This window comes from Hydrogenophaga sp. NH-16 (assembly GCF_004006415.1).
In the GTDB taxonomy this organism is placed as follows: Bacteria; Pseudomonadota; Gammaproteobacteria; order Burkholderiales; family Burkholderiaceae_C; genus Hydrogenophaga; species Hydrogenophaga pseudoflava.
In genome coordinates this window covers 3,232,339-3,245,421 of the sequence record NZ_CP029344.1, presented here as the reverse complement: position 1 = coordinate 3,245,421, position 13,083 = coordinate 3,232,339, and the positions used below count along the sequence as shown (strand labels likewise).

At 71.4% G+C, this 13,083-nt stretch carries 14 protein-coding genes; all 14 read right to left on the bottom strand.

Going from position 1 to position 13,083, the window contains the following annotated elements:
• Positions 1-9 precede the first annotated feature (9 nt).
• The 14 genes from DD542_RS15635 to DD542_RS15570 all read right to left on the bottom strand — a co-directional run bounded on the left by DD542_RS15635 (position 10) and on the right by DD542_RS15570 (position 13,075).
• The gene (locus DD542_RS15635; protein ID WP_127806268.1) at positions 10-570 is read right to left on the bottom strand and encodes a histidine phosphatase family protein; all 561 of its coding nucleotides are present in this window, start codon (positions 568-570) and stop codon (positions 10-12) included.
• Entirely contained in the window at positions 567-1,382 is an 816-nt protein-coding gene (cobS, locus tag DD542_RS15630; RefSeq protein WP_127806267.1) for an adenosylcobinamide-GDP ribazoletransferase, read from the bottom strand. The genes DD542_RS15635 and cobS overlap by 4 nt, the downstream gene beginning before the upstream one ends.
• A 4-nt stretch (positions 1,383-1,386) precedes the next feature.
• The gene (cobT, locus tag DD542_RS15625; RefSeq protein WP_066154451.1) at positions 1,387-2,445 is read right to left on the bottom strand and encodes a nicotinate-nucleotide--dimethylbenzimidazole phosphoribosyltransferase; all 1,059 of its coding nucleotides are present in this window, start codon (positions 2,443-2,445) and stop codon (positions 1,387-1,389) included.
• A gap of 3 nt (positions 2,446-2,448) precedes the next feature.
• Positions 2,449-3,915, bottom strand: a complete 1,467-nt coding sequence (locus tag DD542_RS15620; protein WP_127806266.1) for a cobyric acid synthase — start codon at positions 3,913-3,915, stop codon at positions 2,449-2,451.
• Complete coding sequence (locus tag DD542_RS15615; protein ID WP_127806265.1) at positions 3,912-4,910, bottom strand: aminotransferase class I/II-fold pyridoxal phosphate-dependent enzyme; 999 nt, start codon at positions 4,908-4,910, stop codon at positions 3,912-3,914. Before DD542_RS15615 ends, DD542_RS15620 begins: the two co-directional genes overlap by 4 nt.
• A complete protein-coding gene (gene cbiB, locus DD542_RS15610; protein WP_206610680.1) occupies positions 4,907-5,881 on the bottom strand; it encodes an adenosylcobinamide-phosphate synthase CbiB in 975 nt (324 codons plus the stop codon). Before cbiB ends, DD542_RS15615 begins: the two co-directional genes overlap by 4 nt.
• 7 nt (positions 5,882-5,888) lie before the next feature.
• Positions 5,889-6,896 (bottom strand): biotin synthase BioB, encoded by a 1,008-nt coding sequence (gene bioB / locus DD542_RS15605; RefSeq protein ID WP_127806263.1) that lies wholly within the window; start codon positions 6,894-6,896, stop codon positions 5,889-5,891.
• Between the two features lie 124 nt (positions 6,897-7,020).
• The gene (gene cobO, locus DD542_RS15600; protein WP_127806262.1) at positions 7,021-7,590 is read right to left on the bottom strand and encodes a cob(I)yrinic acid a,c-diamide adenosyltransferase; all 570 of its coding nucleotides are present in this window, start codon (positions 7,588-7,590) and stop codon (positions 7,021-7,023) included.
• A complete protein-coding gene (locus tag DD542_RS15595; RefSeq protein WP_066154463.1) occupies positions 7,580-8,374 on the bottom strand; it encodes an ABC transporter ATP-binding protein in 795 nt (264 codons plus the stop codon). Before DD542_RS15595 ends, cobO begins: the two co-directional genes overlap by 11 nt.
• A complete protein-coding gene (locus tag DD542_RS15590; protein ID WP_127806261.1) occupies positions 8,371-9,450 on the bottom strand; it encodes an iron ABC transporter permease in 1,080 nt (359 codons plus the stop codon). Before DD542_RS15590 ends, DD542_RS15595 begins: the two co-directional genes overlap by 4 nt.
• Complete coding sequence (locus DD542_RS15585; RefSeq protein WP_127806260.1) at positions 9,447-10,343, bottom strand: helical backbone metal receptor; 897 nt, start codon at positions 10,341-10,343, stop codon at positions 9,447-9,449. Before DD542_RS15585 ends, DD542_RS15590 begins: the two co-directional genes overlap by 4 nt.
• A complete protein-coding gene (cobU, locus tag DD542_RS15580) occupies positions 10,340-10,915 on the bottom strand; it encodes a bifunctional adenosylcobinamide kinase/adenosylcobinamide-phosphate guanylyltransferase (protein ID WP_066154468.1) in 576 nt (191 codons plus the stop codon). The genes DD542_RS15585 and cobU overlap by 4 nt, the downstream gene beginning before the upstream one ends.
• Positions 10,908-11,729: a cobalamin-binding protein gene (locus tag DD542_RS15575; RefSeq protein WP_066154471.1), complete on the bottom strand. Its 822-nt coding sequence runs from the start codon at positions 11,727-11,729 to the stop codon at positions 10,908-10,910. The genes cobU and DD542_RS15575 overlap by 8 nt, the downstream gene beginning before the upstream one ends.
• Positions 11,726-13,075: a cobyrinate a,c-diamide synthase gene (locus DD542_RS15570; RefSeq protein ID WP_127806259.1), complete on the bottom strand. Its 1,350-nt coding sequence runs from the start codon at positions 13,073-13,075 to the stop codon at positions 11,726-11,728. Before DD542_RS15570 ends, DD542_RS15575 begins: the two co-directional genes overlap by 4 nt.
• Between the last annotated feature and the right edge of the window lie 8 nt (positions 13,076-13,083).

Sequence of the window (13,083 nt, the reverse complement as noted above, 5' to 3'; positions counted from 1 at the left end):
ACCTGCGCCTCAGACCTCGAGCACCATCCACTCGCCCGTCTGGGGTGCGTCACGCGGCCATTCCCTGGCGGATGCGATGGGGCGGCGCTCGTGCTGCGCGAGATGCATCGCCGAGCGGATCACGCCCGCGTGGGTGATCCACAGCGCCTCGCCGCCCTCGCCAACAGTCGCGCGGGTGTCGTCCAGCGCGTCGGCCACCCGGTCCATCAGCTCGTGCACGCTCTCGGCGCCGCCGAAGCGGTGCAGGGCGAAGTCGGCCATCCAGGTGTCGAACGCAGTGCGGGGCACGGCGTCCCAGGCGATCTGCTCCCAGGTGCCGAAGTCCATCTCGCGGATGCGAGGGTCGGTCTGTGCCACGCCCAGGTCGGGGCGGTGCGCCCGCAAGGCCTGGTGCAGCTGCTGCGCCCGCCCCAGGTCCGACACCCGCACCGGCAGGCCGATCGGCAGCAGCGGTGCGATGGCCTGCGCCGCCTCGGCGGTCAGGGCTTCGTCGGCCGGCACGTCGCTGGCGCCGTAGCACAGGCCCGGCGGCAGCACCACCCGCGCATGGCGCAGCAGCCAGAGCTTCATGGCACTGCGGCGGGCAGGGACAGCGACAGTGCGAACAGGAACGCGATCTCGCTGACCTGCTGCGTGGCACCCAGGCCGTCACCCGTGAAGCCCTGCAACCGTCGGCGCAGCAGCCGGCCCATCCACAGCAGCCCCAGCAGCGCGCCTAGCACCGCCTGCGCCCAGCGCACCGACGGCAGCAGCGCCACCGCCAGTGCCATGGCCAGCGCCCACCAGAGCACGCCCACCGCCAGCGCGCCGCGCCCGATGCTCTCGGCCAGCGGCTTGGATTTGGAGTTGGGCGTGTCGCCCACGTGCTGCATCGTGTGGATGACGAACAGCGGCATCAGGCGCGAGGTGACGTGGCCGGCGAACAGCGCCACCGCGGCCAGCAGCGCCCCGCCCGACTGCGCGATCAGGGCCAGCACCGCCACCTTCGAGAACAGCGCCAGCACCAGCGCAATCGCCCCGAAGCTGCCGATGCGCGAGTCTTTCATGATCTCCAGCGCGCGCTCGCGGTTCGACGAACCGCCCAGGCCATCGGCGAGGTCGGCCAGCCCGTCCTCGTGGAACGCACCGGTCAGCAGCACGCTGAACACGGTGCTCAGCAGCGCCGCCACCCAGGGCGCGGCAGGCTGCGCCGGCAGCCACCACCAGACCGCGGCAAACACCACCGCAGTGGGCAGCCCCACCACCCAGCCCACGCCGGGGAAATGCGCCGCGCTGGCGCGCAGCATGGCCGGCGAAAAACCCACCCAGTCCGCCAGCCGCCCGGTGACCGGGATGCGGGTGAAGAACTGGACGGCAATGAGGAAATGACGGATGAAGGCCATGCCCTCAGCGTACCGCCGTTTCGGCGCTGTCCTGCCGCGACACGCCGGCCGAATCGAAGCTGGCCATCTCGCGCAGGATGGCGCAGGCGCTCATCAGCAGCGGCCAGGCCAGCGCGGCGCCGGAACCTTCGCCCAGGCGCAGGCCCAGGTCCAGCAGCGGCTCGGCCTTGAGGTGCGCCAGCATCAGCGCGTGACCACGCTCGCCCGACTGGTGGGCGAACACGCAGCGCTGCAGTACGGCCGGCTGAAGCGCGCTGGCCACCAGCACGGCCGAACTGGCGATGAAGCCGTCCACCACGATCACGCGCCGCTCGGCCGCGGCCTGCAGCACCGAGCCGACCATGGTGGCGATCTCGAAACCACCGAAAGCGGTCAGTGCGTCCAGCGGGGCTTTCGCATCCGGGTGGCGCGCCAGCACCTGGCGCAGGATGCCGATCTTGCGCTGCACCGCGGGAGCGTCCAGCCCGGTGCCCGCGCCCGTGCAGTCCACGATGTCGAGCCCGGCCAGGCGGCTCATCAGCAGTGAGGCCGCCGAGGTGTTGCCGATGCCCATCTCGCCCAGCAGCAGCGCGTTGCCCGGCAGGTCCTTCACCAGCGCGGCGCCGCTGGCGATCGCGACATTGCACTGGGCGGCGCTCATCGCCGGGCCCTCCAGCGCGTCGGCGGTGCCGGGCGCCACCTTGTTGATGACCAGGCCGGGTCGCGGCGCAAAGTCGTGCCGCACACCGCAGTCGACCACCGTGAGGCCGATGCCGTTCTGGCGGGCCAGCACGCTCACCGCCGCGCCGCCGGCCAGGAAGTTCTCGACCATCTGCCAGGTCACGTCGCTCGGGTAGGCCGAGACGCCGCGTGCGGCCAGGCCGTGGTCACCCGCGAACACCACCAGCTGCGGGTCCCGCAGCTCGGGCGCCTCGCTGCCCAGGATGAGGCCGATGCGCTGCGCCAGGCGCTCGATCTGGCCCAGGGAGCCGACCGGCTTGGTCTTGTTGTCCAGCAGGTGCTGCAGGCGCGCGGCCAGCTCGGTCTGGGTGACGTCGTCGAGGACGGGGATTGGGAAATGCATGGTTCAGTCCTTGTGAATGAGGGCATCGAGCACACCGGGCTCGACATGTTGTTCAAGAAAATCAGCCAGCCCGTCGAACACGGTGTCCAGCGTGGGCACACGGGCGCCGAACAGCGCGCGCAGCACCGCCGGGTTTTCGAACAGGCCGTGCAGGTAGCAGCCCAGCACGTTGCCCGCCGCGTTCTGCCAGGCCAGGCCGGGCATCACTTCGCGGGCGATGTCGCCCTTGGCGGCCATGGCCGGGTGCTGCGCGGTCTGCCCGTGGTGGATTTCGTAGCCGGCGGCGGTGACACCCGAGAGCGCCTGCCACGCGCCACCAAGTTCACCGAACGCCGCCGTCGTCCGGCGCACGGTTTTCTCGGCGTCGAAGGCCGTCACCAGCGGCAGCAGGCCCAGGCCGGGTGCGTTGCCGTCGATGCCATGGGTGTCGATCAGCGCCTCGCCCAGCACCTGCAGCCCGCCGCAGATGCCCAGCACCGCCCGGCCCTGTGCCGCGTGATGGGCCACGGCCTGGTCCAGCCCCTGCGCGCGCAGCCAGGCCAGGTCGGCCGCGGTCGATTTGGAACCGGGCAGCACGATCCAGTCCGCGCCCGCGCAGTCGGCCGGCGTGCGCGCCCAGACCAGGCGCACGCCCGGCACGTTCTTGAGCGGCTGGAACTCGTCGAGGTTGCTGATGCGCGGCCAGGCAATCACAGCGATGGTGGTCTGCACCGCACCCGCCGCGCGTGTCTTGTCATCGAAGACGCCATCTTCCTCGGGCAGGCCGTGCTGCCACCACATGGGCAGCGTTGCCACCACCGGCACGCCGGTCAGGTCTTGCAGCATCTGCGGCGCGGGCGCCAGCAGGCTGGCGTCGCCCCGGAACTTGTTGAGCACGAAGCCTTTGATGAGTGCGCGCTCGTCCTCGGGCAGCAGGGCCCAGGTGCCGTAGAGGTGGGCGAAGGCGCCGCCGCGGTCGATGTCGGTCACCAGCAGGCAGCGCGCGTCGGCGTGGCGCGCGACGCGCATGTTCACGATGTCGCTGGCGTGCAGGTTGATCTCGGCCGGCGATCCCGCGCCTTCGATCACTACCACGTCGTTTTCTTCGCGCAGCGCGTCCAGCGCCGCCGCGATGTGCGGCCAGACGGTCTCGCTGCGGCCGCGCCAGGGCATGTCGCTGAGTGCGCGGTGCACCTCGCCCATCAGCACCACCTGGCTGCGCGTGTCGGCCTCTGGCTTGAGCAGCAGCGGGTTCATGCGGACGTCTGGGTCGGCTTTCGCGGCGAGCGACTGGAAGTACTGGGCGCTTCCTATCTCGCCTTGTGCACCCGCCACCCCGGCCACCACCCGCGCGTTGTTGCTCATGTTCTGCGCCTTGAAGGGCGCCACCTTGAGGCCTTGGCGGGCGTAGTGGCGGCACAGCGCCGTCGTCAGCCAGCTCTTGCCGGCGCCGCTGGTCGTGCCCAGCACCATCACACACACCGCGGTCATTCCGAGGTCTCCACGTTCGTTTCAAGCGCACATAAGGCCGCTTCCAAAGCGGCCAGCGCGTCGGGGCGCTGCGCGCTCAGCCGCCACCAGCCCGGCAGGCCGAACGAGGTGGCGTCGCGCAGCTTGATGCCCCGCTCACGCAAGGCGGCGGCCTCAATGGGTTGCGGCGGCCTGGCACTGCCGTAGGCGGTGTCGCTGGGCGTGCAGGTCCAACCGTGTGCCGCCAGCATGGCGCGCAGGGCACCCGCCCAGTCGGCCAGCGTGTGGCGGCTCGCGGCCACCCAGTCTTGCACCCCGGACGTGGTCCAGGCCAGCAGCATGGCCTCACCGTGCGCACCGATGGGCCAGGACGCAGCGAGCGCGTCCAGTTCGGCGACGTCGGCGTGCGCACCCAGCGGCGCAATGGCGTAGGCAGCGCGCACACCCGTCATGCCCAGGGCCTTGTTGGGCGACCAGAGCTGCCACACGCGGTCGAGTTGCGCAGCATCCAGCGCACTGTGCCCCCGCAGCCGCAGCGGTGCGTAGGCACGGTCCAGCACCACCGTGCGCGGCGTGTGGTTCAACAGGGCCCGCACCACCTCGGCCGATTCGCCCTGCCCCAGCGGGCTGCCGGGGTCGCAGAGCCAGGCCAGCGGTGCCTGCCCGGGATCGTTCACCCGTTCCAGCCCCCAGGCCGACGCCGCATGGGCGTAGTCGCCGTAGGCATGCGGCGGCGTCCAGAAACGGCGGTCGCCCAGGCGCCAGCGCCAGGCTGTCAGGCGCTGAACGCATTCGCTGGCGCTGGCGGCCAGCAGCACGCGCCAGGGCGCCACGCCGTGCAGGTCTGCCAGCGCGGCGCGCAGCCGGGTGTAGGCCGGGTCGGGGTAGTGCACGGCATCCGCGCGTTGCACCGCCTGCAGCGCCATCGGGCACGGCCCGCAGGCGTTGGCGTTGCTGGAAAAGTCCCAGCGCGCGACGCCCTGGGCGTCCGGCCCACCGTGGAAGCGCGCCGTCATGGCTGGCCCCCCAGCGACAAAGCCAACACACCGCCCGCCAGCAGCGCCAGCACCGCCACCACCTGTCCACAGCGTCGCAGCGCGCGCGCCGTGTCGGTGGCCAGCGGCGCCCTGCCCTGGCCGTTGAGTTCGTACACGTCGGGTTTGGCCAGCCGGATGCCCAGGCCCACGGCCAGCGCGCCCATGGGCCAGCCGCCGTTGGGCGACGGCGTGAGGCCGGCGTTGGCCACCACGGCCGACCAGCCGCGGCCCACGGTCGGCAGCGCGATCAGCAGCGCGGTGAGGCGCGCCGGCAGCCAGGACAGCGCGTCGTCCACCCGCGCGGCCCACTTGCCCGCCCAGGTCCAGTCGCGGCCTCCGCGTTCGCCCCGGTAGCCCCACATGGCGTCGGCGGTGTTGGCGAAGCGGTAGAGCGCCGCACCCGGCAGGCCGGCGATGGCGAACCAGAACAGCGGCGCGACCACCGAGTCGTTGAGGTTTTCGGCCAGCGTGGACACCGCCGCCTCACGCACCTGCGGTTCGCTCAGGGCGGTGACGTCGCGGCTGACGAGCCAGCCCACGCGATGGCGCCCGGCGGCCAGCGATTCGGCCAGGGCCGCTTCCACCGCCCGCACCTCGTCGCGCAGCATGCGCCAGGACAGCATGGGTTTGAGCAGCACACCCAGCAGGGCCACCTGCGCCAGCGGATGCAGCTCTTCCATCGCCCACCCGGCGGCGAACGCCAGCGCCACCACCAGCACCGCACCGGCACACCAGCCCAGCGCACCGCCCCAGAACTCCACCATCGGCCGCGCAGGGGCACCGGCCGCACGCGACACCCGCCGCCCGACCGCACCCAGGAAGTGCCCCATGGCCACCACCGGGTGCAGCCGCACCGGTGGTTCGCCGAACAACCGGTCCAGCGCCAGCGCGACCAGCACCGCGCCAGCCAGCACAGCGGCATCGGGGGTGGGCAGGCCGGCGAAGTCCATCAGAAGATCAGGCGTGGGCGCGGGTGGTGTGCATGCCCATGCGCTTGAGCAGATCCTGGTCCGCCTCCACATCGGCGTTGCCGGTCACCAGCAGCTTGTCGCCGTAGAAGATGGAATTGGCACCGGCCAGGAAGCACAGCGCCTGGGTCGATTCGGCCATCTGCCGGCGGCCGGCCGACAGGCGCACCTTGGCCTTGGGCATGGTGATGCGGGCCACGGCGACAGTGCGCACGAATTCGAGCGGGTCCAGATCGGGCTCGTCCGCCAGCGGCGTGCCCGGCACCTTGACCAGGTGGTTGATCGGCACCGACTCGGGGTACGGCGCCAGGTTGGCCAGCTGCGCGATCAGGCCCGCGCGGCCGGCGCGCGATTCGCCCATGCCCACGATGCCGCCGCTGCAGACATGGATGCCGGCCTCGCGCACATGGCCCAGGGTGTCCAGGCGGTCCTGGTAGTCGCGCGTGCTGATGACGTCGCCGTACAGCTCGGGCGCGGTGTCCAGATTGTGGTTGTAGTAGTCCAGGCCCGCGTCCTTCAGGCGCTGCGCCTGGTCACCGGAGAGCATGCCCAGGGTGCAGCAGGCCTCCAGGCCTTCGTCCTTGACCACGCGCACCAGCTCCTCGACCTTCTCAAGGTCGCGGTCATTCGGCGCGCGCCAGGCCGCGCCCATGCAGAAGCGCGACGCACCGGCCGCCTTGGCGCCCAACACGGCTTCGCGCACGTCCTCGGCGGTCATCATCTTGCTGGCCGCCACACCGGTTTCGTAGTGCACCGACTGCGGGCAGTAGCCGCAGTCCTCAGGGCAGCCACCGGTCTTGATCGACAGCAGCGTCGCCAGCTCCATGTGGGTCGGGTCGTGGTGCTCGCGGTGCACGGTCTGCGCGCGGTGCATCAGCTCGGGCAATGGCAGGTCCAGCAGGGCCTGCACGTCGGCCACGGACCAGCGGCCTTCGGTGGCCGGCACGGCCTTGGCCGGGCGGTGCAGGGTCACGGGGGATTCAACAACGTTGTTCATGAGTTCTTCGCTCCAAAAAGGTCCATCTTGATCGCCGTGTCTGGGTCAGCACACGCCGTGGAACCGGCTTTGCCGGGCCACTGGCGTGGTCCCCTGGGGGAAGACGCGAAGCGGCGCAGGGGGGTCAATCTTCTATGCCGCGCTGCGCCGGGATGCCGGCGTTGAACGCGTGCTTGATTTTGGTCATTTCTGTCACGGTGTCGGCCAGCTCGACGATCTCGGGCGGGCAGCGGCGGCCCGTCAGGCAGACGTGCACATGGCTGGGCCGTTCGCGCAGGGTCTGCAGCACACCGTCCAGCGGCAGCCAGCCGTAGATCAGCGGGTAGGTGATCTCGTCCAGCACGACGAGGAAGTGCTCGCCGCCCATGATCGTGGCGCGCGCCTTCTCCCAGCCGTCGCGCGCCAGCTGGGCCGAGTGCTCCAGGTCCTGGCTCTTCCAGCTGAAGCCGTCGCCCAGCCCCTCGATCGGGATGCCAATCTGTTCGAACATGCGGTGCTCACCGAAGCGCGCCGTCGGCACCTTCATGAACTGGTAGATCTTGACGGCCTTGCCGCGGCCATGGGCGCGCAGCGCCAGGCCGAAGGCGGCGGTGCTCTTGCCCTTGCCGTCGCCGGTGTTGACGATCACGATGCCGCGGCGTTCGCCCTCGGCTTTCTCGTAGGGTTTTTCGCTCGGCGGGGTTTCAATCTGCATGGTGTGAAGTCTTCAAGGGGTTGATCCGCGGCAGCGCCACCCACTGCCCTTGCAGCGCGTGCACCTCGATGCGGTGGTCAAAAACGGCCTCCAGCGCGCGGTGCGTGGCGGCGTCGGCACACGGTCCCTGGTGCGTGACGCGGCCTTGCGCCATCACCACCAGTTCGTCGGCGTGCAGGGCCATGCCCACCTCGTGCAGCACGCTGACCACTGTCTTGCCACCCTGCACCAGCGCCTGCACCAGTTCCAGCCAGTCGGCCTGGTGCGGCGGGTCCAGGTTGGCCAGGGGTTCATCCATCAGCAGCACCTGGGCCTCTACGGCCAGTGCGCGGGCCAGCAGCACGCGCTGGCGCTCGCCGCCCGAGAGCTGGCCCAGCGCTCGGGCGCGCCAGTCCCAGGCCTGGGTGGCGCGCAGCGCGCGCTCCACCGCGGCGCGGTCTTGTGCGCTGGGCGGGCTGAGCCAGGCCTGGTGCGGCAGGCGGCCGAGCATGGCCACGTCCCACACCGTCAGGTCGTCGGCACTGGCCTCGTTCTGCCCCAGCCACGACAGCTGGCGGGCGCGCTGGCGGTGCGGCCAGTCGGCCAGCGGCCTGCCCAGCAGGGCCACCGCACCGCTGTGCGGCAGCAGGCCTGCCAGACACCGCAGCAGCGTGGATTTGCCCGCGCCGTTGGGGCCGACGATGCTGGTCCAGCGCCCATGGGGCAGGTTCAGCGAGATGCGGTGCAGGATCGGCTCGTCGCCCAGGCGGGCGCTCAGGTCGCAGGTCTGGATGGCGAGGCTCACAGCCCACCTCCGCGCGAGATGCGCGTGTTGCGCTGCATCAGCCACAGCAGGTAACCACCACCCAGCACCGCGGTGAGCACGCCCACCGGCAGTTCCTGCGGCGCGATCAGCCAGCGCGCCAGCGTGTCGGCCGCCATCAGCAGCGCGCCGCCCATGCAGCTGGCCAGCAGCATCAGGCGGGCGCTGGTGGTCTTGACCAGCGAGCGCACCAGGTGCGGTGCGGCCAGCCCCACAAACGCGATCAGCCCGGTCTGCGCCACCGCGGTGCCGGTGGCCAGGGCCAGCACGGCCACCAGCGCGGCGCGCATGGGGCCCAGTGGCAGGCCCAGGCTGCGCGCGGTGGCGTCGCCCAGGCTCAGGCCATCAAGCACGCGCGCCAGCAGCCATGCCGCCAGCGTGCACAGCACCCACACACCGGCCATCAGCACGCAGGCGGTCCAGCCCACGAAGCTGGTCGAGCCGAGCATGAAGGCCTGCATGGCCTGCAGCGATTCGGGCGAAAACAGCAGCACCAGGTGCGTCATGGCGCCCAGCACCACGCCCACCACTACGCCGGCCAGCAGCAGGCGCAGCGTGTGTTGCACGCCGCGCGAGAGCACCAGGGTGATCAGCACCGCCAGCACCGCGCCACAGAAGGCCGCGCCGGTCAGGCCCAGGCGCACCAGCGCGCTGCTGGAGAACACGCTGACCGCGACGCCGCCGTTCATCATGCTGCCGCCCAGCATGCCGGCGCCGCCGCCCATGGCCGCGAGTGCCAGCGCCACACCGAGGGACGCGCCCGAGGCGCTGCCGAGCAGGAAAGGGTCGGCCAGCGGGTTGCGGAACAGGCCCTGCGCCACCGCACCGGCAAGGCCCAGCAATGCGCCTGCGGCCCAGGCCCCCAGGGTGCGCGGCAGGCGGATCTCCCACACGATCTGCTGCGCCATGGCGGTGGCGGCCGGGTCGGCCTGCGGGTCCAGCAGCGGGCCGACCAGGTTCTCGAAGCCGGCGCTGCCCACACACACGCCGAGCGCGGCCAGCGCCGCAGCCGCCAGCAGAAGGGCCGCCACCAGCCAGGACGCCCGGCGAGCGTTCACGAACGCGCCCCCGCTTTCTTCGCCGCCTTGTCGGCCAGGCAACGCGCCATCAGGCGGGCGCCCTCGGCCATGCGCGGCCCGGGGCGCACCAGGGTGTCGGACTCGTCGGTGGTGAACACGCACAGGCGCTGCTCGCGCATCGCGCGCATGCTCATCCAACCCGGGCGCTGGGCCATGCCGTCCACGCTGCGCTGGCCGATCATGATCAGGTCCGGGTCGGCGCGCACGATGTACTCGGGGTTGAGCTTGGGGAACGGACCGAGCGAGGCCGGCACGATGTTCCTGGCGCCCAAACGGGTGAGTGTCTCGCCGATGAACGAGCCCTCGCCCGCCGCGTACGGCCCGGGGTTGACCTCGAAATACACCCGCATGCCGCGCGCACCGGCCGGCAGCGACTGGGCCGCCGCCATCACCGCGGCATCGATGGCGCGCCAGATGCGCTGCGGGTCGGGCACCTCCAGCAGCTGACCGATCTTGAGCATCACCCGCTGTACGTCGGCGTGGGTCTTGGGCTCCAGGGCCACCACCTTGATGCCCAGCGCGCGCAGGCGATCCCCGGCGCGGGACGAGGTGGCCATCAGCACCGCGTCGGGCCGCAGCGCCACGATCATCTCGATGTTCGGGTCCAGCCCGCCGCCCACCTGGGGCAGCTTCGTCAGGCTGGCCGGGTAGGTGGAATAGCGGTCCACGCCCACCAGGCGCTGGCACTGGCCCAGCTCGCACACGGTCTCGGCCAGCGAGGGCAGCAGGCTCACGATGCGCTGCGGCGAGCGCTCGAAAGTCACCACCACGCCGTTGTCGTCGGTGATCTGCAGGGCCGCCTGTGCGGTGCCGCTGATCAAGACCATCAAGGCCCCCAGCAGCGCGAGCCATGCGTTGCGCATCCGGTTCATGTCCTGTCCTTCAAAGTCAGCGGCAGCCCTGCCGCCATGAGCGTCACGCGCTCGCAGGCCGCGGCCACCTGCTGGTTCAGCCGGCCCAGCGCGTCCACAAATGCGCGTACCTCGCGCCCCATCGGAATGACTCCCAGCCCGATCTCGTTGCCCACCAGCACCAGCGGCCCGGGCGCCGCGGCAATGGCCGCACACAGGTCTTCGCCCGCCGCGATCACGGCCGCTTCGGGGAGCGCCTGCGCCGGGTCGGCCGGCATCGTCAGGTTCGTCAGCCACAGCGTCAGGCAGTCGACCACAATGAGCGTGTTCGCGTCGCTGTGCCGCGTCAACGCCTCGGCCAGCGCCAGCGGCTCCTCCACCGTCGCCATGCCCGGCACGCGCAGCGCTCGGTCGGCCTTGTGGCGTTCGATGCGCTCGCGCATCTCATCGTCCCAAGCCTGGCCGGTGGCGATCATCACCGCGCGGTGCGCGGGCGACACGTCCAGCCACTGCCGCGCGAGCGTCTCGGCGCGGCGCGACTTGCCGCTGCGCTGGCCGCCGAGGATGAACGTGCTGCGCGCCACGTCAACCATGGGCCACCATCCAGGCCTTGACGATGCGGTGCATCTGCTCCACCCCGTCGGTCAGCGCCGCCGGGCCGGGCTGCAGGATGTCGGCCGACTTGATCTCGAACAGCTGGCCGTTCTTCACCGCGGGCACGTTCTGCCAGCCGGGGCGTGCGGCCACCTTCTCGGCGCGGAACTTCTTGCCGCACCAGGAGCCGATCACGATGTCCGGCGCGCGCGCCACGATCTCCATGCCGTCCGCGATGATGCGGTGCTTGCCCAGCGACTGCACCGCCAGTTCGGGGAACACGTCGTCGCCACCAGCAATGCCCAGCAGCTCCGACACCCAGCGGATGCCGCTGATGTGCGGCTCGTCCCACTCTTCGAAGAACACGCGTGGCCGGCGCTTGCCAGAGGCGACCAACGCAGCGACTTCGGCAAGGATCATGTCCAGCCGCTGACGCATGGCCGCTATCCGCGCCAGACCTTCGTCGGCGCAGCCCACCATGGCGGCGACCTGGAACAGCATCGAAAAAATTTCGTCCACGCTGCGCTGGTTGAACACCGTCACCTGCACGCCAGCGCGGATCAGCGCAGCGGCGATGTCGGCCTGCAGGTCGGAGAAACCGAACACGCAGTCGGGCCGCAGTTCGAGGATCTTGTCGATCTTGGCGTTGAGGAAGGCACTGACCTTGGGCTTCTCGTCGCGCGCCCGGCGCGGCCGCACGGTGTAGCCGCTGATGCCGACGACGCGCGCCTCCTGCCCCAGCAGGTACAGCCACTCGGTCGTCTCTTCGGTCAGGCAGACGATGCGTTGCGGTCCGGGCAGCACGGTCTTCATGCGGTCTCCGCCAGAAACAGTTGTGCCGTGGCCTCGGGGTTGGAAGCAAACCATGCGTGGAAATAGCTCGCACGCACCGGGCCCTGGCCGTACACGGCCTCGGGTCGACCGAACCTGCCGCCCGGCACGGTGTGGGCCACGGGCGCCAGCGGCGACGTGGTCAGCGAGTAGTGGAAGGTGTGCCCCCGCAGCTCGCCGAGCGCCGTGTCCCAGCGCTGCGGGCCGAGGGCGGCCAGGCGCGGCTGCATCGCCACCTCGCCAGGCAGAAGGCCCCACATCGGCACCCGCGAGCCATCGGCCAGCGTCAGCCCCTCGAACAGCGGCATCATGCCGCCGCACTCGGCCCAGACCGGCTTGCCGGCGGCGACATGCGCGGCCAGCGCGGCGCGGCAACGCGTGCCCTTCCCCAGCGCGTCGGCGTGCAGTTCGGGGTAGCCGCCGGGCAGCCAGACCGCGTCGCAGTCGGGCACCGCCTCGTCGGCCACCGGCGAGAAGAACACCACGTTGGCCCCCAGCGCGCGCAGCGTGTCGAGGTTGGCCGGGTAGGTGAAACAGAAGGCCGCGTCGCGCGCCACGGCCACGGTGCGCCCGCGCAGCAGCGGCGCCACCGGACACTCGGCTTGCGCGTCAAAGGGCACGGCCCAGCGCTGCCAGCCGGCCACATCGAGCTGGCCCAGCGGGGTGGCTGCCATGGCGTCGGCCAGCGCGTCCAGCCGCGCCATCGCGTCAGGAAGTTCGGACGCCACGGTCAGGCCGAGATGACGCTCGGGCAGCGAAATGCCCGCGTCGCGCCGCAACCCACCCAGCCAGCCGGCGTCGATGCCGCCCGGCGCCGCGCCCAGGTCATCGCCGCGCACCGAGGCCTGCAGCATCTTCTCGTGGCCCTCACTGGCCATGCGGTTGGCCAGCACCCCGGCCCAGGGCAGGCCCGGTCGGTAGTGCCGCAGGCCGTGCACCAGCGCCCCGAAGGTGCCGGCCATGGAGCCGGCGTCGATCACCGCCAGCACCGGAATGCCCAGCTTCACCGCCAGATCGGCCGCACTCGGATCGCCATCGAACAGCCCCATCACCCCTTCGATCAGGATCAGGTCGCTGTTCGCCGCGGCCTCGTGCAGCCGGGCACGCAGGTCGGCCTCGCCGTTGAGCCAGAGGTCCAGGTTGTGCACCGGGTGGCCGCTGGCCAGCTGGTGCCAATGCGGGTCCAGAAAGTCCGGCCCACACTTGAACACCCGCACCCGCCGCCCGGCCCGCGCGTGCAACCGCGCCAGCGCGGCCGTGACCGTGGTCTTGCCCTGACCGGAGGCCGGCGCGGCGATCAGCAGGGCGGGACAGCGGGCGGTCGTCATCGCACCGG

What these genes read in the sequence shown, in the direction of transcription:
- bioB (WP_127806263.1), bottom strand. Translation starts at nt 6,896, where the DNA reads ATGAACAACGTTGTTGAATCCCCCGTGACCCTGCACCGCCCGGCCAAG.
- DD542_RS15585 (WP_127806260.1), bottom strand. Translation starts at nt 10,343, where the DNA reads ATGAACCGGATGCGCAACGCATGGCTCGCGCTGCTGGGGGCCTTGATG.
- DD542_RS15635 (WP_127806268.1), bottom strand. Translation starts at nt 570, where the DNA reads ATGAAGCTCTGGCTGCTGCGCCATGCGCGGGTGGTGCTGCCGCCGGGC.
- cbiB (WP_206610680.1), bottom strand. Translation starts at nt 5,881, where the DNA reads ATGGACTTCGCCGGCCTGCCCACCCCCGATGCCGCTGTGCTGGCTGGC.
- DD542_RS15570 (WP_127806259.1), bottom strand. Translation starts at nt 13,075, where the DNA reads ATGACGACCGCCCGCTGTCCCGCCCTGCTGATCGCCGCGCCGGCCTCC.
- DD542_RS15620 (WP_127806266.1), bottom strand. Translation starts at nt 3,915, where the DNA reads ATGACCGCGGTGTGTGTGATGGTGCTGGGCACGACCAGCGGCGCCGGC.
- DD542_RS15615 (WP_127806265.1), bottom strand. Translation starts at nt 4,910, where the DNA reads ATGACGGCGCGCTTCCACGGTGGGCCGGACGCCCAGGGCGTCGCGCGC.
- DD542_RS15575 (WP_066154471.1), bottom strand. Translation starts at nt 11,729, where the DNA reads ATGAAGACCGTGCTGCCCGGACCGCAACGCATCGTCTGCCTGACCGAA.
- cobO (WP_127806262.1), bottom strand. Translation starts at nt 7,590, where the DNA reads ATGCAGATTGAAACCCCGCCGAGCGAAAAACCCTACGAGAAAGCCGAG.
- cobS (WP_127806267.1), bottom strand. Translation starts at nt 1,382, where the DNA reads ATGGCCTTCATCCGTCATTTCCTCATTGCCGTCCAGTTCTTCACCCGC.
- cobT (WP_066154451.1), bottom strand. Translation starts at nt 2,445, where the DNA reads ATGCATTTCCCAATCCCCGTCCTCGACGACGTCACCCAGACCGAGCTG.
- cobU (WP_066154468.1), bottom strand. Translation starts at nt 10,915, where the DNA reads ATGGTTGACGTGGCGCGCAGCACGTTCATCCTCGGCGGCCAGCGCAGC.